We start from the raw sequence: 19,103 nt of genomic DNA on the forward strand, positions 1-19,103 counted from the left end.
TGTAGGTGCCGGACTCGCCGCGGTTGTTGCTCCAGCCTGTGAGGCGGTGGGCGGCGTCGTAGGTGTAGGTAAGGACGAGGCCGGTGGGCAGCGTGATGGTCTCGACGGTGCCGTAGGGCTTGTAGGTAAGGGTGGTGGTTTGGCCGCCGATGGTTTGGGTCAGCAGGCGGTCGCGGGCGTCGTAGGTGTAGGTGGTGCCGAGGCCATTGGGGGCTGTCGAGCTGACGACGCGGTTGGCGGTGTCGTAGGCGTAGCTGGTGACGTGGCCGAGCGCGTTGGTTGATGTGAGGACGTTGCCTCGGGTGTCGTAGGTGTAGCTCGTTGCCGCGCCGTTTGGTTCGGTGGCCGTGGCAACGAGTTGCTGGGCGTTGTAGGTCCACTGCCAGAGTTGGGCCTTGCTGGTGGCTGTGTCTGTGACGGTCTTCGACAGGGTGTTGCCGAAGGCGTCGTAGGTGTAGGCGGTGGTGCGGCCGGGCTCGGTGACCAGGGCGGGGAGGCTGAAGGTGGGGTGCCATTGCGTCGTTACCGTGCGGGCATCGGGAGTGCCGGAGGCGTGGACGACCGTGGTCGGCAGGCGGCGAGCGACATCCCACGCCGTCGTGGTCACCACTCCATCGAAATCAGTTTCCGAAGTGATCAGGCCGTTGGCGTCCTGCACACGACTGGCGGCATCACTCTCGCCTTCGCCCGATGGCAGCGAACCACCAGTGACAGCGAGCTTGCCCTGCGTGGTGCCGTAGCTGTAGTTGCGGCTAGTGCCCAAAGGATCGACCACTGTGGCGGAATTTGTCGAGGGATAACTAACTTGATAGCTGTTCGCAGAGCCCGCGAGCTGGGTGCTGATCGCACGACCCGTGCTGTCGTATGCGAATGTGCCCCAGCGAATACCGGCTTCATCGAAGATGCCGGTCAGCGCGTGGGGGAACGAAGCATTCTCATAGACGAAATTGCGGCCCTTTCCGTCGGGATATAGGACCGAGGCTAGGCGACCACGGCTGTCGTAAGCGTAGGCAATGACACGCGCATCCGGGGTCGTGACGGTGGTCAGCCGGCCTGAGCCGTCGTACCCCAGCACAAGGGTTCGCCCGAAGCTGTTCGTGACGGAGGCAAGTCGCCCGGTGCTGTTGTAGGCATACGTGATGATCCAGCCGTTGCGGTCCATTTCGGTCCGCAGCTTGCCGGAGCTGTCGAAGCTGAGCGTGGTGTCATCATCGGCCCGGTAGTAGACCCAAGCGCCAGAGGACTGTTTGGTCAGGGTGTCGGCGCTATTGGTGGCGCTCCAAGTCGTGGCACCCGCAGCCTTGCCAAAGGTCCGCACATAGCCTTCGCGTGTGGTGATTGCTACGCCTGGGCGGACCAAGCTGGTTGTTGCGACCAGCTTGGTACTGAAGTTATGCGACCAGACCAGGCCGAGCAAGTCGCCGGTCCGTGTTGAATCGCTGACCCAACTGCTGCGGTATGTGCGCGTGAAGGACAAGGCGCCAGGACCAGAATCGGACCAGTCGGTCTCGGAGCGGTACTTCTCGGCCGTGGGTGGCGAGATAGGACTACCTTCCAATATGCCAGCTGTGCACATGGCGGGTTGCGGAGCAGCTGGAAGGCAGGCCGTGTGGGTGCCGTCTTCCTGGAAGTGGTCTCTGCACTGACATCCTCCAGCTACCGCAGAACTGTTCGCAGGACAAGTGCCCGCAATTGACATCGCACCCGAGCCAAAACCGGCGCTATCTCCAACAGCCCCAAACCACCAAAGGCAGCCAGTGGGAGGAACAAATACCACCGAGCCGGTTGGATGCACCGATGCCCAGTACGCGCCGGTGTCTTCGCACGCAGCCTGTGGTGTCGCCCCGTAGCCAACCACTTTACCGCTCCCCCCCGGCAAAAGAACTCTCCACCCCGACTCCGTTGGTAGAAGGGCCCACGACGCTGCGGACGCCAGCATCAACGCCAAGAGCGAGACTACGCGGAGAAGTTGAGCCATCCAAGGCCCCGCGCGGCGATGAGTACAGATGCCCCCCGGTTCGTCGTTCGATTCGCGCCGCACAAAAGCGTATCGATGATGCCGGTGCGTCTTCCAGAAGCACACCATTCGCAGAACTTCCACGGTACTCTCCCCATGCTTTCTCATTGCGTGTCTGAACACCGGCAGCCTGTTTTTCGCAAGCTACAACGATCAGTATTTTTTGGACGGCCGATCACCCCCTCAGGTGACCCGCGCTTCCACAGCGCGCTCCGTACATGCTGTTTCAGGTTAGCCCAAAGGCTACGCACGGACAACGACAGATCCGTGGCTCGCGAGACCGCGGCACCAATCTGAATATGAAAGTACGCGGCACCTGGACGTGCTGTTGTGGCTGGGCGACTGTCGCACCTTGCGAAGAGATGCAGGCCAAGCTCGCGCCACTGCGAGATCCGTCCCCAACTCGAGCGATGCACGCCTTTCGCATGTCGCGCCAGAGCGAGGCAGATAACGCTCTATCCCAGCAACTGATCGCCGCAAGAACTACCGACCAACCGCTCCGACCTCATCCAAACCCCATCCCGCTGCGTACATCTCCCAACCGCACACCTTTCCAACGTGCCCGCCGAGGAGAACCCCCATGCCGCAGAACCTCACCTCCGCCCTCCACTGGGCAGAAAAAGGCCTGATCCCCGACCCCATCCTCCGCCGAGGCATCCGCCGCCTCCTAAAGGAGCGCCTGACCGAACTCCACGCCGGCAACCCCCTCGCGACGGCCGACCTGACGCAAGACTTTCTGACCCAGATGCGCTCCGCCCATCTGGCCCCCCTCCCAGAAAAAGCCAACGAACAACACTACGAAGTCCCCGCCGCCTTCTTCGCCCAGGTCCTGGGAAACCACCGCAAATACAGCAGCTGCTACTGGCCTGAAGGCACCCGTACGCTGGAACAAGCCGAATCCGCCGCCCTCACCGCCACCTGCGAGCGCGCGGGCCTCGTCGACGGCCAAGACATCCTGGAGCTAGGCTGCGGCTGGGGCTCCCTCACCCTCTGGATGGCCGCGAACTACCCCAACAGCCGCATCACGGCCCTCTCCAATTCCACCTCCCAACGCGAATACATCGAAGCCCAGGCCACACAACGCGGCCTCGCCAACGTCCGCGTGCTGACCCGCGACATCAACGCCTTCGACACCGACGAGCGCTTCGACCGCATCGTCTCCGTCGAAATGTTCGAGCACCTGCGCAACTGGCCGCAGGCCTTCGCGAACGTCGCGCGCTGGCTCAAGCCGGAGGGGCGTTTCTTCATGCACGTCTTCGCGCACCGCGAGGCGCCGTACCCATTCGAGGTGCGCGACGCGAGCGACTGGATGAGCAAGTACTTCTTCTCCGGCGGCATGATGCCCAGCGACGATCTCGCGCTGCACTGCCAGGACGACTTGCGCCTCTTGCGCCGCTGGCGCTGGGAGGGCAGCCACTACCAACGCACGGCCGAGGCGTGGCTGCGCAACATGGACGCGCGCCGCGAGCAGTTGCGCCCGCTGTTCCAGGCCACCTACGGCGCGGAGGCCAACGTGTGGTGGACACGCTGGCGGCTGTTCTTCATGTCGGTGGCGGAGCTGTTCGGCTTCGATGGCGGGCAGCGCTGGTGGGTGAGCCACTACCTCTTCGAGCGGCGTGCATGACGACAGGGGGAGAAACGGTAGTCATCGCATTCGCGGGACTGGCATGGACCGCGCTGGTCGTTCTGCTCACCTGGCTTGCCAGCCTCGCACGCCATGACGTGAGCCTCGTCGACCGCGTGTGGTCCGTCTGCATCGTGGGCGCGGGCCTCGTCTACTTCGCGCTGCTGCCGGGGCACACGCCGCGCGGCCTGTGCATGGCGGTGCTGGGCACGGCGTGGGCGGTGCGGCTTTGCCTCTACATCACCTGGCGCAACTGGGGGCATGGCGAAGATCGCCGCTACCAGGCGATGCGCGCGCGCAACCAGCCGGGCTTCGCGTTCAAGAGCCTGTACCTCGTGTTCGCGCTGCAGGCGGTGCTCGCGTGGATCGTCTCCGCACCGTTCCTGCCCGGCATGGCGGCGGCGCAACCGATGGGGTGGGTCGACATCGTCGGCATCGTGCTCGCGCTGTTCGGCCTCTTCTTCGAGGCCATCGGCGATGCGCAAATGGCGCGCTTCAGGGCCGACCCCGCGAACGAAGGCAAGGTGATGGACCGCGGCCTCTGGCGCTACACGCGCCACCCCAACTACTTCGGCGAAGCCTGCGTCTGGTGGGGCCTGTGGCTCATCGCCATCGGCGGCGCGGGTTGGAGCGGCGCATGGACCGTCGTCTCGCCGCTGCTCATGACCTTCCTGCTGCTGAAGGTCTCGGGCGTGCGCATGCTCGAAGCCGACATCGGCGAGCGCCGCCCTGCGTACCGCGCGTACATCGCGCGCACCAACGCCTTCGTGCCGGGGCCGGTGCGCAACGCCAACGCGCCATGAGAAGAAAAGAACATTGGCTCCTCGCGCTGACGCTGCTGGCGAGCGGCGCTGTTTTGGCGAACGGACCGGCGAGCGGCGAGTGGAATTTCCGCGTGTTGCTCGACGACTCACCCATCGGTGAGCACCGCTTCGTGCTCACCGCCAGTGGCGAAGAGCGCAGGCTGGCGAGCGAGGCCGCGTTCGCGGTCAAGCTGCTGGGCGTCACGGTCTATCGCTACCGCCACTCGGCGACCGAGCAGTGGCGCGGCGATTGCCTGCGCCAGCTTGCATCGAAGACCGACGACGACGGAACGCCCGAGAAAGTTGATGCGAGCGCGACCGGCGACAACGCGCTGACGGTCACCACGGCCAAGGGCACGCAGTCGCTCGATGGCTGCGTGATGAGCTTCGCCTACTGGAACCTCGCCATCCGCAAGCAGGAGCGGCTGCTCAACGCGCAGACCGGCAAGCTCGAAGCGGTGCAGGTGAGTCGCGCGGGCAGCGGCACGGTGGACGTGCGCGGCCAGCAGGTGGCGGCCACGCGCTGGCGCATCGTGACGCCGGCGCAGCCCATCGACATCTGGTACTCGGCAGAGGGCGAGTGGATCGCGCTGGACTCCACCGTCAGCGGCGGCCGCAAGCTCAGCTACCGGCTGAAGTAGATCGCTTCAGCTGCCTCAACGCGAGGCAGCAACAACGGGCGCATCGACTGCATCCGCCGGCGACGGACTGCGCCCGATCATCCACGCACACAGCGCCGACACCACGCCCGCGAACAGCACGTACATGCAGATCTGCCACGGCTCGCCGCCCCCCGATTTGAGCAGCGCGGTCGCGATGATCGGCGTGATGCCCGAGGCAAAGATGCCCGAGAACTGGTAGACGAAGCTGATGCCCGTGTAGCGCACCTTCGCATCGAACAGATCGCAGAACAGCGCGGCTTCGGGCCCGTACACCGAGGCATACAAAATGCCGAACGGCACGATGATCGCGAGCCACACCAGGAGCACATTGCCCCCGCTGTGCGTCATGAGCCAGAAGCCCGGAAACGCCGACACCGCGGTGATGAGCGAACCCCACATGTAGACCTTGCCGCGTCCCACCTTGTCGGACATGCGGCCGAAGAAGGGGATGAAGAAGATCATCACGATCGCCGCGGCCATCACGCCCAGCAGCGCATCGGTGCGGCTGATCTTGATGGTGCTGGTGAGGTAGTTGATCGAGAACACGCCGAAGATGTTGAAGAACACACCGTCGATGTAGCGCGCGCCCATGCCCTTCAACACATTGCCGGGGTAGCGGCGGATCATGTCCATGAACGGAATGCGCAGCTCCGCGTTGCGCGCCTTCACGGCCGCGAACTCGGGCGTTTCCTGCACGTGCAGGCGGATGTACATGCCCACCAGCACCATCACGCCGGAAATGAGAAATGCGATGCGCCAGCCCCACGCCATGAACTGCTCGTCGGTGAGCAGCGACGACAGCAGCGCCACCACGCCCGAGGCCAGGCACAGGCCAATGGCCAGCCCGATCTGCGGCAGCGACGCATAGAAGCCGCGCTTGTCCTTCGGCGCGTATTCGTACGCCATGAGCACCGCGCCGCCCCATTCGCCGCCGAGGCCGATGCCCTGCGCGATGCGAAGCAGCAGCAACAGCACGGGCGCCGCGATGCCGATCTGCGCATACGTGGGCACCAGGCCGATGAGGAAGGTGGCCACGCCCATGATCATCAGCGTGATGATGAGCATGCTCTTGCGGCCGATCTTGTCGCCGAAGTGGCCGAAGATCACGCCGCCCAGCGGCCGCGTGACGAAGCCCACCGCGAAGGTGGTGTAGGCCAGCAGCACCGACACCACCGGGTCGCTGCCCGGAAAGTACAGCTTGCTGAACACGATGCCGGCCACCACGCCGTACAAGAAGAAGTCGTACCACTCGATGGTGGCGCCCACCAGGGCGGAGATGACCACCCTGCGAATCGCTTTCTCGTCGGTTGCGCTCATGTGTTTGTCTCCAATCGGTTGTTGTGTTGCGGCGGCCTCTGCGGGCCTTGGATTCACGAAGCTCTGGCGTCCTCTCTGATCAGGTCGACGGCCTTCTCGGCCATCATCACGGCGGGTGCGTTGGTGTTGCCGGACACCAGCGTCGGCATCGCCGAGCAATCGATGACGCGCAGGCCCGCGATGCCGTGTACGCGAAGGCGCGCATCGACGACGGCGAGCGCATCGCTGCCCATGCGGCAGGTGCCGGTGGGGTGGAAGATGGTGGCGCCGTTGTTGCGGCAGAACTCGAGCAGGTCTTCGTCACTCGCAGCCGCGGGGCCGGGTTTCACTTCGCGCTTCACGTAGGGGCGCATCGCGGGCGCATCGGCAATGGCGCGCGCGGCCTTCACGCCGGCCACGGTGGTTGCGCGGTCGAGCGCGGTGGCCAGGTAGTTGGGCTGCATCTCGGGCGGCTCGGCCGCATCGAGCGAGCGGATGCGGATGTGCCCGCGCGACTCGGGCCGCAGCTGGCACACCGACATCGTGAAGCCCGAGTACGGGTGCACCTTGCCGCCGGCCATGTCGGCCGAGAGCGTGGCAACGTGAAACTGGATGTCGGGCGTCGCGGCCACGGGCTTGCCGTGTTCATCCTTCAGCGCACGCATGAAGCAGCCGCCCTGGTTGATGCCGACGGCCAGCGGGCCGGTGCGGTGCAGCAGCCACTCCATGCCCATGCCGATCTGTCCGGCCCAGGAGTTGAGCTGGTCGTTGGTGGTGATGGGCTTCGTGCACTCGTAGCCGAGGCGGATCTGCAGGTGGTCCTGCAGGTTCTCGCCGACACCGGGCAACTCGTGCACCACCGGAATGCCGAAGCGATCGAGCAGCGCGCGTGGCCCGATGCCCGAGAGCTGCAGCAGCTGCGGCGACTGGATCGAGCCGGCCGAGAGCAGCACCTCGGCGCGGCAGCGCGCGGTCTTGAGTTCGCCGCCTTGCCGGTAGGTGATGCCGACGGCGCGACGCCCTTCGAACACGAGCTTGCCCGCGAGCGCATCCGTCTCGATGCGCAGGTTGGGGCGGTGCTTCGCGGGCGTGAGGTACGCCTTGGCGGTGCTGCAGCGCCAGCCCTTGTGCGTGGTCAGCTGGTAGTAGCCCGCGCCTTCCTGACCAGCGCCGTTGAAGTCTTCGGTGCGCGGCACGCCGGTCTGCTGCGCACCATCGATGAAGGCTTCGATGAGCTCGTGCTTCGCCGCGATGTCCGATACCTTGAGCGGCCCGTCGCCGCCGTGGAAGGCATCGCTGCCGCGCTGGTTGCCTTCGGACTTGATGAAGTAGGGCAGCACGTCGTCGTAGCCCCAGCCCGCGTTGCCGAGTGCGGCCCAGTGGTCGTAGTCCTCGCGCTGGCCGCGGATGTAGATGAGGCCGTTGATCGCGCTCGATCCGCCCAGCGTCTTGCCGCGCGGCCAGTAGATGCGGCGGCCGTTCATGTTCGGGTCGGGGTCGGTCTCGAAGCGCCAGTTGTAGGTGGGGCTCCACATGGTCTTGCCGTAGCCAATGGGCAGATGGATCCAGAGCGACCTGTCGGGCGGCCCGGCCTCGAGCAGCAGCACGCGCGTGGCGGGGTCTTCGCTTAACCGGCCCGCCAGCACGCAGCCGGCCGATCCGGCGCCGACGACGATGTAGTCGAACTCTTCATCACGCATGCCTGGCATCCGGGGAGTGGAACAATCGCTTCCGATCCGCCGCATCCTAGGTTATTGTTTTTCGGAACGCAATGTTCCATTTTTAAGGTTTACCCGCATGCCACGAGCCGCGCGCACGCCTGTTGAAGTGATTCCTGCCGCTCCTGTCGCACCCGTTGTCGAGGAGTCGGCCTCCGGTTCGTCTGCCGAGCGCAGCCTGCGCTTGCTGGCGCTGCTGGCCAACGAAGGCCGGGCGCTGACGCTGGCCGAACTGGCCGCGCAACTTGGGCTGCCCAAGGGCACCGCGCACCGCATCTGCACGCAGTTGCTGGCCACGGGGTTCCTGGCGCGCGATGTGGACGAGCGCTCGTTCAGCGTCGGTCCGGCGTTGCGCAAGCTCGCCTTCGACACGCTGAACCATGGCGTGGTGCGCGGGCTGCGGCACGAGGTGCTGTCCGAGCTTGTGCGCAAGGTGGGCGAGACCTGCAACCTCACCACGCTCGACGGCGCGCAGGTGCTGTACCTCGACCGCGTCGAGGCGCAATGGCCGCTGCGCCTCACGCTCGATGTAGGCTCGCATGTGCCGCTGCATTGCACCGCGAGCGGCAAGCTGTTTCTCGCGCAGATGCCGAAGAAGGAACGCGATGCGCTCATCGACAACCTGCCGCTCGAACGCATGACGGCGAACACCATCACCAAGGCCGACGCACTGCGCGCCGAGTGCGACGAGATCGCCAAGCGCGGCTATTCGCGTGATCGCGAGGAGTTCATCGCGGGGCTGGTGGCGGTGGCTGTGCCGGTGCGCGATGCGGCCGGTGAAGTGCGTGCGGCGCTGGCGGTGCATGCGCCGACGGCGCGGATGTCGATGGAGGATGCGGTGAAGCGCATCGATGCGTTGAAGGCGGCTGCGGGGAAGATGAGCGGGTTGCTCTGAGCGATTCGCTCACTGCTCGTAGCAGATGTCCAGCCTGACCAGAGAGCCGCTGCGGTCGATGCGGTCGGCGCGGAAGTAGTAGCGGCCGCGGTAGCTGTCGAGGTGAAGGGGCAGGTCGACGGGGTCGCCCCAGCTTGTGAGTGAGAAGCCTTGTTCGCGCAGATGTTGCAGCAGGGCGTTCAGGCGCTGCGGGTCTGCGTCTACGCGGATGTCGGCGTCTGCGGGTGGCGTGCCTTGCGGGTCTTGCTGCCACCGCGCGAAGCTGCCGAGCAGAGTGAATGCATGGCCCTGCGCGCGCAGGGCTTCGAGCAATGCGGCGGTAGCTTGGAGGTCGATGCGTTCGCGCTGTCTGCGGAAGACCAACGCGTATTCGTGGCGCCGGTCGGTGCGCGCATCTGCATCGGTTTCGATGCTCTCGTGCGGATAGATGAGCACGCGCTCTTCCTCCATTGTGAAGAGCGAACCGAGGATGCGCGCAAGGTCGAAGGCGAGCGGCAGCACGCGATCGCCGAGGCGGATGTTCTCCACCATCGCGATGCAGGCGCCGCCCTCGCGCAGCCTCGCGCGGACGCGGTGGAATACGTTGCGCAGGCCATCGAGGTGTTGGGCGTAGCTCTGGCTGTCGTAGAGCTGGGAGGCTGACGGTGCACCGGTCCAGCCGCAACCGAAGTAGGGCACGTTGGTGAGGCAGAGGTCGAAGGGTGGAAGTACGGCGTCTTCGAGCGCATCGCCCGAGCCGTGCAGGAGCGTTGTGCCCTGTGCGAGTTCGTGACGCGCCAGCCGCTCGCGGATGAGGTCGATGCGGCCGGCATCGACTTCGCAGCCCGAAGCCAATCGGCCTTCGAGACGCGCCGCCAACAAGGTCGTGCCGAAGCCCGCGAACGGATCGAACACCGTGTCACCCGGCTGCGAGAACTGCCGCACGAAGGGCAGCATCTGCTCGACCCACCCGCAATCGCGCCCGCCCATCGGGTCACGCGCGCGCAGGTCGTCCGGCAGCCGGTAGCGCGGCGATTCGTGGTCGAGCATCAACCAGCTGTGGCTAGCCATGGGCAAGGGCCTGTTCGGTCCGGATGTCGAGCAGCACGTCGTGCCCCGGCTCCCAGCCGGCGCAGAGCTGGCCGTCCGCAAAGTAGACGAGCTTGTAGATGTCGCCGGTCGCATGGCGTTCGTGCATCGCGCCGTAGTCGGCGCTTTCGAAGACGACGTTCAGCCCGCTCGCGGTGCGAAGGCGCAGGTTCCAGAAGTAGTAGCCCTCGGTGAGGGCTTCGAGCGTCCATCCGCGCGAGACCTCGGGGTCGTCGAGGCAGGCGGCGAGCAGGGTGTCCATCGACGCGCGTTCCGTGCGCAGGTAGCGTGCGGTGGCGTTGTCGCGGTAGCCGTCGTCCAGGCGCGAGAACTCGCGGAAGACGACAGTGCCGGCGCCGCATCGCCGTGCCCATGAAAGGTAGGCGGCCACATCGTGAGGCTGCGCAACGCCGCCGCGCTGGAGGATGCACACGAGGCGCAGTGGAACCGCATCGGCCAGTTGTCGCGCGGTGCGTTCGAACACGGCCTGATCGCCAATCGCCACCTCGGGGCGGAACCGCATGATGGACTGGTTGATTGCGCCGTCGTGGTGGTGACGGGACAGCTCCAGCCAGCTTAACCCGAAGCTTTGCAGCGCGCGCCGCAGCACCTCGCCCTGCGGCGCGGCGAAGCCGGCGCCGTTGGTGTAAAGCACGCGGTCTTCGACGACCGGGCCATCGCTTTCGCTCGCGGTCAGCGTGTGGAGCAGCTGAAGCATCCAGCCGGCGTCATCGCTCGTTTCAAGACCCGAGAGCGACCACGAGAGCGGCACGCCGCGCAGGGCCCGCAGCGCGCGAGCGAGGCCATCGAAGTAATCGGGCGCAGGCCGCAGCCGCGAGGCCGGCGTTCCGCCATCGGTCTTGCGCAGGTTTTCCGAGCAGAAGCTGCAACGCGCCGAACAGGGCTGGACCGAGGCATACGGGGTGAAGGTAATCGGCTGCGCAAATCGCCGCTCGACGCCGCCGATGGTGTGCATGTGCCAGCGCGCGGCTTCATGCGCCAGCGGGGTGCGTCGGGTCACCGGGCCCACCGACTGGCGCAGGCGCTCGAACAGCGGAGAGACTGCGCTGCGGGGCAGATCGGCAAGGGCGATCTCGAATGGAATGGCAGGGCGCATGGCGGGCGGGGGAGGGGCGAAAATCGCCGCAGCCGCAACGATACGACAGCGCCGCCGCCGATTGGGAATTTGCGCGCAATCTGTTAGAACCGCCCCATGCGCACCTCCATCGTCCTCATCCCCATGCTCTTCGCCGCCCTGGCTGCGAATGCGGACGTGGTGCGCTGCACCGATGCCAACGGCAAGATCTCGTACACCGACGGCAAGTGCCCGTCGGAAACCAAGCAGTCGCGGCAGGTGCCCATCGACGACACACCACCACCGCCGGTGCCGCGCCCGCAGGCCGAAGAATGGCGCCAGCCGGCCTACACGCCGCCGCCGCCGGTCGCCACGCCGTCAGGCCCGGCCATCATTCCGCGCAACCCCGTCGCCGATGCGCCACCGACCGACCCGCCGGTCTACATCCTGGGCCCCGAGCCTTACGACAACGGACCGCAGCGCCACGCGCATCGTCCGCCCCGCGTGCGCGATCCGGGGCCACCGCCCGGGCAGCGGCCGTGCCAGAACCTCGCGGGCATCAAGCGCAACAACTGCTGAAGGTCGCGGGGCACCGGCCCGCATTCCATCCATGTCTCTTCCCGTGCCCGAGCACCCGCGCCACTGGACCGTCCACTGCGACGGCAGCGCCATGCCCAACCCGGGCCGCATGGGCGTCGGCGCCGTCATCACGCAGCCCGACGGTACGCGCCACCTGCTCTCGCAGGCCACGCACACGATCGGCTGCAACAACGAGGCCGAGCTGCGCGCGCTGACCCTGGCCTTGAAGGAACTGCGCGCCCGCGGCGCCAGCGCCGTGGTGGCCTACAGCGACAACAGCATCCTGGTCGAGCAGATCGGCGCGGCTGATGCCCGGCCAATCGCACGGCTGGCGCCGCTGTTCGACGATGCCCGCGCACTGCTTGGCGAGTTCGAAGAGGCCCGCGTGCAGTGGATTCCGCGTCACCGCAATAGCGAGGCCGATGCGCTGGCCCGCGCCGCCCTCGGCTCGGGCCCGAAGCCGCCGCCCAAGCCCTGGAAAAAGCGGCGGTGAGCGAGGTCCTTATCATTCGGGTCGTTCCCGAACCACAGACTCCCATGACCGAAGAAATTTCCCGCCCGCCGCTTCCCGATCACCTCTCCACCGATGCGCGCAGCCCGCATCATGTGGCTGCCGTCTTCGAATTCCCCATCGGCATCCGCTTCAACGGCAAGGAGCGGCTCGACGTGGAGGAGTACTGCATCAGCGAAGGCTGGATCAAGGTGCCCGCAGGCAAGGCGGTAGACCGCAAGGGCTATCCGCTGCTGCTGAAGCTCAAAGGCACGGTCGAGGCTTACTACCGGTAAGACAGAAGGGGTCTTGCCCCTTCAGCGCCACTGCAGTAGCAGCGACCACGGTTGGCGGCTCATGTGGCGGTCGATGCAGCCGGGCACACCCGTTGCACCGGCCGTGCATCCTTCGGGTAGATAACTCGGATCCAGCAACCTAGTACCGGGCGCGAATGCCAGGCGCCGCAAGGTGACCGACTGGATCACGTTGCCGCCCACGGTGTCGAAGCCCGTGGCATCGACACCCACCACCACATCGCAATGCATCGGCAAGGCCTCGCCGCCCGTGGGGCGCTGGGCCAGCACTTCGCCGATCCGTTCGAAGGTGTTGTAGCCCGCGCCGATGCCGCGCGCCTGGCAGACGAGGTCACCCACGCGTGGCGGCGTGCGCATCAGGTCGCAGGCACGCATCGCGTAGCGCGTCGGCCGGTTCGCGGCTTCGTCGAGGCCCGCCTTCCATGCGGCGCCTGCGTAGTCGGCATGCGCTTCCGAGAAAACGAATTCGTCCGCGCCGAGCCCGGCGCGCTGCGCAATCCAGCTGATGAAGGCGGCGGACCACGGCGCATCGATCACCGCGACGCGGCTCAATGCGGCGTCGATGGACTGCGGCTCGGACGAATCGGGCGCGGCATCCGGGTCGGTGCCACGCAGGCGCACACCGGTTGCCTGCCAGTAGCCGAGCACGCGCTGCCATGGCGCGAGGTTCTGCGGGGCGCGGCGGATGTCTTCGGCTTCGGCATCGCCGGCCAAGGTGAGGCGGCCTTCGGCATCCATGGTCTGCGCACCGAAGGCCTGATGCTCTTGTTGCGCGAAGGTCGCCATCGCAAGTGCGCGGGATGGCGACGGGATCTGCGTGGCGGTGTTCAGGCAGCCTGCTGCCGACGCGGTGCGCGATATCGCCAGCCACAAAAGAAAAACGCCCACTGCCAGGCTCTTCGGAGATGAAGAAATGGCGGTGGGCGTATTCATGGCGAAGGAGCATAGCCCCGTCGGGCCATGCGCCAGTCGTCATGCGCCTGCTAGTTGCAATACTGCGCGTTGTTGTCGGTGTTGATCGGCGCGGGCGGGTCGGCCAGGAACTGCTGCACGGGGACGATGGTCGCCTGGCAGTTCGCATCGGTGGTCATGTCGAACACATGCCAGATGCGCGTCGACGAGGTCTCGCCGGCCGGCGGAGCGAAGATCGATTGCGCGCCGCGGTTGGCCACCTCTATCCGTGCCGGTGATCCCGTCTGTCCCGGGTCGAAGGTGTCGGAATAGTTGTGAACGACGAACCGGTAGGTGCGGTTCTTCGCGAGCTTCGCGAACGTGGTGACCTCGGGGCCGAAGCTGAACTGGTCGTCCACGTCAAGGCCGATGAACGGCGCCTCGGTGAGCGAGCCCTTGTTTTCGAAATACACCAGCTCGTCGGCGTTCGCACCGAAGGTGTACGAATCCAGGTCCAGCGGGCGCGCTCCCCAGGTCAGCTTGACCGACACGGCCGAGCGCGTGAGCGTCAGGCAGGCACCCAGCGCGACGTCTTCGTCGCCGATGGTCACCGTGGGCGCGTTGGAGACCTCGGTCGCGGTGCTGGCGATGACGTAGGCCCCGCTCGCGCGTTTCACCGCCACCGAGAACTCGCCGTTCGCGTTGGTCAGTGCGGTGGCCAGGCCGGTGTAGGTCTTGCCTTCGCTCGCGACCAGCGCGCCGCCCACCCGCTCGCCGGCCGCGTTCTGCACGCAGCCGTTGATGCGCACGGTGTTGTAGATCTGGTCCGCGTTCCAGGTCGTGAAGTGGGTGACCGTGCCTTCGTAGTACTGCGAGGGCGCCGTGCCCTGCAGCGTGGCCGAACCTTCCTGCACCCAAAGACCGGTGGTGGTGTTGTAGTGGAAGAGCGGCACGCTCGCAGGCAGCGCATCGGCGCGCGACGAGGGCGCGATGCGCACCGTGGCGTCCGTGCCGGCCGCGAGGTTCAGCGGCGCGCCGTCCGCATCGACGAAGCTGGCATCCAGCGCGCCGAAGCTCTCGATCGGTGCGCTGCCGCCGTCCGTGCCGGCGAGGTAGTTGCCGGGCATCACGTTGAGATCGCTGGCAGGCGCGATGGGCGTGACCCGCGCGGTCGCAGGACCCGTGGGCGCGCTGCCATCGGCGCGGCGCAGCGAGTTCGCGCGCAGCCGCACCATGGCGGTGGAGCCGGGCACGACGACGTCGTACGCGGCCTGCGGATCGAAGTTCACCGTGACCGCCACCGGCAGCATCGGGATGTTGATGACCGTCGAGGAACCCGCGGCCGACAACGCGGCGGTGGCGCGGCTCTGCGGCACCATGCCGGCCTTCGCGAAGCTCAGCAGCACCGATGCGGCGGGCGCGATCTCGGTGAGGGTGTAGCTGCCGTCGTCGGCGGTGACGGCGGACGACGAACCGGTGCTGACCGTGACCTGAGCCACGCCCTGGCCGCTGAGCGCGTTGGTGACGCGGCCGGTGACCTTGGCTTTTTCCTCTGCGGGCGGCGGCGGCGGTGGTGGCGGCGGGGGAGGGGGCGGAACCTGATACCCGTAGAACGGATTCGATCCGCCGTCGCCTCCTCCGCATGCAATGGCGGCCACGGCGACGAATATCGCGGCCAGCAGCAGTTTGAATTTCATGGTGATTCCCCTCTCTTTGGATGAACGATTCTTGAAGCCGTGTCGTAGGCTGGAATCGCCAGCCGGCAGGGCTGCCCGATGGTGCTGGGCACGGGCTCGTACCGCCAGTGCCGAAGGACACATGTCAAAAGGCACGTGAAGAAAGGCACGTGTCGAAAGTCACCCCGGATGCGAGCAGCGGCTCGCGAGGCCCGTGCCGACGGGCCCGCGGCGCTGCGTTTCAGGCCAGCAGGCTGAAGAGCGAACGCAGCACGCTCACCGTGGCCAACGCGATCAGCAGGTTCAGCACGTGCTTCCTGAACTGCTCGGGCGAAACGCCCTTGAACGAGCGCTGCCCCCACCAGATGCCCGCCAGCATCGCGGGCGCGAGCCACACCGCCCACTTGAGCGTGGCGGGCCCGAGCAGGTTGCCCGACGCATGTGCGGAAGACGGCATGAGCGCGGCGGCAATCAGCGACACCACATCGCTGAACAGCAGCAGCGCGATCAGTGTGGCGCGCAGCGCGGCCGGCGCCATCTTCGCCGTGCTCAGCAGCACCGCGATGGCAATGCCGCCGATGGCCGCCACGCCGTTGATGAAGCCCGAGGCCAGCCCCGCCGCGAGCCGCACGCTGCGCGTGGGCACGAGCGTGACGTGCGTACCGCCGCGCAGCAGCAACGCAGCGGCCATCAACAGTGCGCCGATCAGAAGGCGCAATGGCGTCTCGGGCAACCACGCGAGCAGCGCCACGCCGAGGGGAATGCAGACCAGGTTGCCCACCATCAGCCAACTGAGCCAGGGCATGTCGATATCGCGCGCGATGCCGCGCAACTGGCTCAGGCTCGCGAGGATTTCGAGCATGAAGATGGCCGGCACTACGAGCGCGGGCGATACCACCAGCGACATGCCCGCCACCGTGATCGCCGAGAAGCCGAAGCCCGCGAAGCCGCGCACGATGCCGGCCGCGAACACCACGCAGAGGCTGTAGGCGAGCAGTGCTGGCGCGAGCGGTGGCGTCAGCAGTTCGGCCGCCGTCATGCCTCGAAGAGCGGCAGCAGCTTCAGGCGCTGCACCTTGCCCGAAGGCCCGCGCGGCAGGTCGGCGACGAAGCGGTAGTGGCCCGGCGTCTTGTAGCGGCCGAGCGCGGTGGCGCTGAAGGCGCGCAGTTCGTCCTCGGTACAGGCGTAGCCCTCGCGCAGCACGATGCACACGCCGATCTCCTGGCCGTAGTGGCGGTCGGGCACGCCCACGGCCGCGGCCTCGAGCACGGCGGGGTGCTGCAGCAGCGCCTCGTCGATCTCGCGAGGCGCGATGTTCTCGCCGCCTTTGATGATGAGTTCCTTGATGCGGCCGGTGACGAAGAAGAAGCCGTCCTCGTCGCGGTGGCCGAGGTCGCCGGTGCGCAGCCATCCGTCGGGCGTGAAGCTCGCGCGCGTGGCCTCTTCGTTCTTGTAGTAGCCGAGCATCACGTTCGGCCCGCGGATCACGAGCTCGCCGGTCGTGCCGTCGGGCACGGCCGCAAGCTCTGCATCGACCACGCCGGCCATGCAGCCCGAGGCACGGCCCACCGAGCCGAGCTTGCGCGCGGCCGGGTCCATCGGGTTGGAGAACGAGGGCGCCGCGGTCTCGGTGAGGCCCATGGTCTCGACGATGCCGATGCCGAACATCTGTTCGAACGCGCGGTGGTGCTCGGGCGGCAGCGCCGCCGAGGCCGAGCGGCAGAAGCGGATGGCGAGCGTCTGCGCGAGCGGCGGCTTCGGGCCTTCGAGCAGGTACGAGATCATGGTCGGCACCACGTTGATCCAGCTGCACTGCGTTTGCGTGGCTTGTTCCCAGAAACGGCCGGCCGAGAACTTCGGTGGCATCGCGAGGCTGCCGCCGTGCGCGAGCGGGGCGAGCATGGTCACGGCGAAGGCGTTGATGTGATAGAGCGGCAGCACTGCGAGCACGCGGTCCGCGGGCTGCAGCGCATGCTCGGCGCTGATGGCGTGCGCATTGGCCGCGAGGTTGCGCTGCGAGAGCATCACGCCCTTGGGCATGCCGGTGGTGCCGGAGGTGTACATCAGCAGTGCGACGGCGTCGGGGGCGGGCGGTAGCGCATCGGCCGCTGCATCGGCTTCGTCTGGCAGCGCATCGGCTTCCGGGTCGACCACGATCACCGTCACCGGCCGGTCGAAGGCCTGCACGATGTCGCGCACACGCGCTTCCCATTCGGGCGCCACGCAGACCACGCGGCAGTCGGAATGCGAGAGCACGTAACGCATCTGCTCAGGCTGCGACAGCAGGTTGACCGGGTTCACGCAGTAGCCCGCGTGCATCGCGCCGAGCAGCAGGCGCAGCGTCTGCAGGCCGTTGGGCATGACGACGGAGATCGTCTCGCCGGGCTTTGCATGCCGGGTCAGCACACCCGCCACGCGACGGCAGCCGTGTGCGAGTTCGCCGTAGGTGATGTGGCGCTCGCTCTCGGTGGCGCGCGCATACACCGCGTGCGGCTGGCGCGCCGCCTGGCGCTCGATCAGTGCATGGACGGTGCCGCCTGCCGCGCCGCTCATTTCGCTCCGTGCCTGGCGAAGTACGCGCCGAAGATCTCGTCCTCGCTCGGCACCTTCTCTGGAATCGGCCGCGACACGCGGGTGATGTTCAGATAGTGCCGGTAGTTCATGTTGTCGGAAAAGTTGTTCTTGCCCCAGGTGCCGCAGCCCATCGAGAGCGAGAAGGGCAGGCCGTTGTCGAAGCTGCCGCCGGTGGCGATGCAGTGCGCCTGGTCGACGATCACCCGCGACACAGGCAACGTGAGGCCCAGCGTCATCGCGCGCTCAGGCACCGCGCTGTGCAGGCCGACTGAGTGGCCCGCGCCTTCGTAGGCGTAGATGCGCTCGACCGTGGCCGCTGCTTCTTCGAAATCGCGCGCGGCGTAGACCGCGAGCACGGGGCTCAGCTTCTCGCCCGAGAACGGATGGTCGTGGCCCACGCCGTCTTCGGCCACCATGAGGATGCGCGGGGCGGTGGCGGCAATGGCGAGCCAGCCTTCGCGGTTGGCACCAGCTACTTCCGCCGCGCGCTCCGCGATCGTGCGTGCCGATTGGCCGATGACGGCGGCCGAGAGCTTGCCCTCGGGCCACATCAGCGACTGCAGGGTGGCCTTCTGCGCGGCGGCGAGCATGACGGCGCCGCGGTCCTTGAGCGCGGCGAGCATCGAGGCGCGCACCGCATCGACGATCACCAGGCTGTTCTCCGACGAGCAGCTGGTCGCGTTGTCGAAGGTCTTGGAGCGCACGATGCGCTCGGCGGCCGCATTCACGTCGGCCGTTTCATCGACGATGCCCGCCACATTGCCCGCGCCCACACCGAAGGCCGGCGTGCCGCTCGCATAGGCGGCACGCACATTGGCCTGCGAACCGGTCGCCACCACCAGGTCGCACAGGCGCATCAGCTCGGCCGTCGCCTGCTTGTTGATCGGCCACGGCAGCAGTTGCACCAGATCGCGCGGCGCGCCGATGCGGTCGAACTGCGCATGGATGAACGCGATGAGCCGCGCCGCCGTCGACCAGCCCTTGGGCGAGGGCGCGACGACGACCGCGTTGCGGCCCTTGAGCGCATTGATGATCTTGTTGGCCGGCGTCGCGCCCGGGTTGGTCGAGGGCGTGACCGCGCAGACCACGCCCACGGGTCGCGCGATTTCCACGATGCCGCGTGCCGGGTCTTCGCCGATCACGCCGACCGAGCGCGCGCCGTGCAGGTCGCGCAGCAGGCCGAAGGTCTTTCTGTAGTTCTTGCGGACCTTGTCCTCGACGTTGCCCACGCCGGTGTCGGCCACGGCCAGCTCGGCCAGCTCGCGATTGCGCGCCGGCTCGATGATGGCCCAGCCGGCCGCGACCACGGCGGTGTCGACCTGCTCCTGCGACCAGGTTTCGTAGATGCGCTGCGCGGCGCGGGCGCGCGCCACGAGCTCGGCGATGGGGGAAGAGGAGGGCGCTGCGTTTTCCATGGATCT

Annotated in this window: 17 protein-coding genes; 7 read left to right on the forward strand and 10 right to left on the reverse strand. The window is 67.1% G+C overall.

Annotated elements, in window-relative coordinates; genetic code table 11:
- Positions 1–2,125 (reverse strand): DUF6531 domain-containing protein (locus NU688_RS33955; RefSeq protein WP_308340295.1); only part of this gene is annotated, 2,125 nt, incomplete at its 3' end.
- Between the two features lie 472 nt (positions 2,126–2,597).
- Between NU688_RS33955 and NU688_RS10500 the strand changes: the two genes are divergently transcribed.
- From NU688_RS10500 to NU688_RS10510, 3 genes are read left to right on the forward strand one after another with little or no spacing between them, the layout of a single operon-like run.
- A complete protein-coding gene (locus NU688_RS10500) occupies positions 2,598–3,641 on the forward strand; it encodes a cyclopropane-fatty-acyl-phospholipid synthase family protein (protein WP_257860558.1) in 1,044 nt (347 codons plus the stop codon).
- A complete protein-coding gene (locus tag NU688_RS10505; protein ID WP_257860559.1) occupies positions 3,638–4,444 on the forward strand; it encodes a DUF1295 domain-containing protein in 807 nt (268 codons plus the stop codon). Before NU688_RS10500 ends, NU688_RS10505 begins: the two co-directional genes overlap by 4 nt.
- Positions 4,441–5,085 (forward strand): DUF6134 family protein, encoded by a 645-nt coding sequence (locus NU688_RS10510; RefSeq protein ID WP_257860560.1) that lies wholly within the window; start codon positions 4,441–4,443, stop codon positions 5,083–5,085. The genes NU688_RS10505 and NU688_RS10510 overlap by 4 nt, the downstream gene beginning before the upstream one ends.
- 15 nt (positions 5,086–5,100) lie before the next feature.
- Here the strand turns inward: NU688_RS10510 and NU688_RS10515 are convergent, their stop codons facing one another.
- Together NU688_RS10515 and NU688_RS10520 are read right to left on the reverse strand one after the other, a co-directional pair.
- Entirely contained in the window at positions 5,101–6,423 is a 1,323-nt protein-coding gene (locus NU688_RS10515; RefSeq protein WP_257860561.1) for an MFS transporter, read from the reverse strand.
- A gap of 53 nt (positions 6,424–6,476) precedes the next feature.
- Entirely contained in the window at positions 6,477–8,102 is a 1,626-nt protein-coding gene (locus tag NU688_RS10520; RefSeq protein ID WP_257860562.1) for a GMC family oxidoreductase, read from the reverse strand.
- 97 nt (positions 8,103–8,199) lie between these two features.
- Here NU688_RS10520 and NU688_RS10525 point away from each other — a divergent pair, with 97 nt between their 5' ends.
- Positions 8,200–9,015, forward strand: a complete 816-nt coding sequence (locus NU688_RS10525; protein ID WP_257860563.1) for an IclR family transcriptional regulator — start codon at positions 8,200–8,202, stop codon at positions 9,013–9,015.
- Between the two features lie 9 nt (positions 9,016–9,024).
- Here the strand turns inward: NU688_RS10525 and NU688_RS10530 are convergent, their stop codons facing one another.
- Positions 9,025–10,065: a DNA methyltransferase gene (locus tag NU688_RS10530; protein WP_257860564.1), complete on the reverse strand. Its 1,041-nt coding sequence runs from the start codon at positions 10,063–10,065 to the stop codon at positions 9,025–9,027.
- On the reverse strand, positions 10,058–11,200 hold the full coding sequence (locus NU688_RS10535) for a hypothetical protein (RefSeq protein ID WP_257860565.1): 1,143 nt from the start codon (positions 11,198–11,200) through the stop codon (positions 10,058–10,060). The genes NU688_RS10530 and NU688_RS10535 overlap by 8 nt, the downstream gene beginning before the upstream one ends.
- A 96-nt stretch (positions 11,201–11,296) precedes the next feature.
- Here NU688_RS10535 and NU688_RS10540 point away from each other — a divergent pair, with 96 nt between their 5' ends.
- Genes NU688_RS10540 through NU688_RS10550 form a run of 3 tightly spaced genes read left to right on the forward strand, consistent with a single transcriptional unit; the run spans position 11,297 to position 12,523 of the window.
- Positions 11,297–11,737, forward strand: a complete 441-nt coding sequence (locus tag NU688_RS10540) for a DUF4124 domain-containing protein (RefSeq protein ID WP_257860566.1) — start codon at positions 11,297–11,299, stop codon at positions 11,735–11,737.
- 31 nt (positions 11,738–11,768) lie between these two features.
- Positions 11,769–12,230 carry a ribonuclease HI family protein gene (locus NU688_RS10545; RefSeq protein WP_257860567.1) on the forward strand — a complete coding sequence of 154 codons (462 nt, stop codon included), beginning with the start codon at positions 11,769–11,771 and terminating at the stop codon, positions 12,228–12,230.
- Between the two features lie 44 nt (positions 12,231–12,274).
- Complete coding sequence (locus NU688_RS10550) at positions 12,275–12,523, forward strand: DUF3297 family protein (RefSeq protein WP_257860568.1); 249 nt, start codon at positions 12,275–12,277, stop codon at positions 12,521–12,523.
- 21 nt (positions 12,524–12,544) lie between these two features.
- On the opposite strand, the gene NU688_RS10555 is transcribed toward NU688_RS10550, so the two are convergent.
- The 5 genes from NU688_RS10555 to NU688_RS10575 form a co-directional block, all read right to left on the reverse strand.
- Positions 12,545–13,474: a DUF2272 domain-containing protein gene (locus NU688_RS10555; protein ID WP_257860569.1), complete on the reverse strand. Its 930-nt coding sequence runs from the start codon at positions 13,472–13,474 to the stop codon at positions 12,545–12,547.
- 50 nt (positions 13,475–13,524) lie between these two features.
- Positions 13,525–15,129, reverse strand: a complete 1,605-nt coding sequence (locus NU688_RS10560; RefSeq protein ID WP_257860570.1) for a carboxypeptidase-like regulatory domain-containing protein — start codon at positions 15,127–15,129, stop codon at positions 13,525–13,527.
- A 220-nt stretch (positions 15,130–15,349) separates the two neighbouring features.
- Positions 15,350–16,147, reverse strand: coding sequence for a sulfite exporter TauE/SafE family protein (locus NU688_RS10565; RefSeq protein ID WP_257860571.1), 798 nt, complete (start codon positions 16,145–16,147; stop codon positions 15,350–15,352).
- A complete protein-coding gene (locus tag NU688_RS10570; RefSeq protein WP_257860572.1) occupies positions 16,144–17,661 on the reverse strand; it encodes an AMP-binding protein in 1,518 nt (505 codons plus the stop codon). Before NU688_RS10570 ends, NU688_RS10565 begins: the two co-directional genes overlap by 4 nt.
- Positions 17,658–19,097 (reverse strand): aldehyde dehydrogenase family protein, encoded by a 1,440-nt coding sequence (locus NU688_RS10575; protein WP_257860573.1) that lies wholly within the window; start codon positions 19,095–19,097, stop codon positions 17,658–17,660. The genes NU688_RS10570 and NU688_RS10575 overlap by 4 nt, the downstream gene beginning before the upstream one ends.
- Positions 19,098–19,103: the final 6 nt, after the last annotated feature.

The sequence above is a fragment of the Variovorax sp. ZS18.2.2 genome (assembly GCF_024701975.1).
Taxonomy (GTDB): Bacteria; Pseudomonadota; Gammaproteobacteria; order Burkholderiales; family Burkholderiaceae_C; genus Variovorax.

Bases quoted from the DNA above. Each gene is read 5' to 3' on its own strand.
- NU688_RS10500 (WP_257860558.1), top strand. From the start codon at position 2,598: ATGCCGCAGAACCTCACCTCCGCCCTCCACTGGGCAGAAAAAGGCCTG.
- NU688_RS10505 (WP_257860559.1), top strand. From the start codon at position 3,638: ATGACGACAGGGGGAGAAACGGTAGTCATCGCATTCGCGGGACTGGCA.
- NU688_RS10510 (WP_257860560.1), top strand. From the start codon at position 4,441: ATGAGAAGAAAAGAACATTGGCTCCTCGCGCTGACGCTGCTGGCGAGC.
- NU688_RS10515 (WP_257860561.1), bottom strand. From the start codon at position 6,423: ATGAGCGCAACCGACGAGAAAGCGATTCGCAGGGTGGTCATCTCCGCC.
- NU688_RS10520 (WP_257860562.1), bottom strand. From the start codon at position 8,102: ATGCGTGATGAAGAGTTCGACTACATCGTCGTCGGCGCCGGATCGGCC.
- NU688_RS10525 (WP_257860563.1), top strand. From the start codon at position 8,200: ATGCCACGAGCCGCGCGCACGCCTGTTGAAGTGATTCCTGCCGCTCCT.
- NU688_RS10530 (WP_257860564.1), bottom strand. From the start codon at position 10,065: ATGGCTAGCCACAGCTGGTTGATGCTCGACCACGAATCGCCGCGCTAC.
- NU688_RS10535 (WP_257860565.1), bottom strand. From the start codon at position 11,200: ATGCGCCCTGCCATTCCATTCGAGATCGCCCTTGCCGATCTGCCCCGC.
- NU688_RS10540 (WP_257860566.1), top strand. From the start codon at position 11,297: ATGCGCACCTCCATCGTCCTCATCCCCATGCTCTTCGCCGCCCTGGCT.
- NU688_RS10545 (WP_257860567.1), top strand. From the start codon at position 11,769: ATGTCTCTTCCCGTGCCCGAGCACCCGCGCCACTGGACCGTCCACTGC.
- NU688_RS10550 (WP_257860568.1), top strand. From the start codon at position 12,275: ATGACCGAAGAAATTTCCCGCCCGCCGCTTCCCGATCACCTCTCCACC.
- NU688_RS10555 (WP_257860569.1), bottom strand. From the start codon at position 13,474: ATGAATACGCCCACCGCCATTTCTTCATCTCCGAAGAGCCTGGCAGTG.
- NU688_RS10560 (WP_257860570.1), bottom strand. From the start codon at position 15,129: ATGAAATTCAAACTGCTGCTGGCCGCGATATTCGTCGCCGTGGCCGCC.
- NU688_RS10565 (WP_257860571.1), bottom strand. From the start codon at position 16,147: ATGACGGCGGCCGAACTGCTGACGCCACCGCTCGCGCCAGCACTGCTC.
- NU688_RS10570 (WP_257860572.1), bottom strand. From the start codon at position 17,661: ATGAGCGGCGCGGCAGGCGGCACCGTCCATGCACTGATCGAGCGCCAG.
- NU688_RS10575 (WP_257860573.1), bottom strand. From the start codon at position 19,097: ATGGAAAACGCAGCGCCCTCCTCTTCCCCCATCGCCGAGCTCGTGGCG.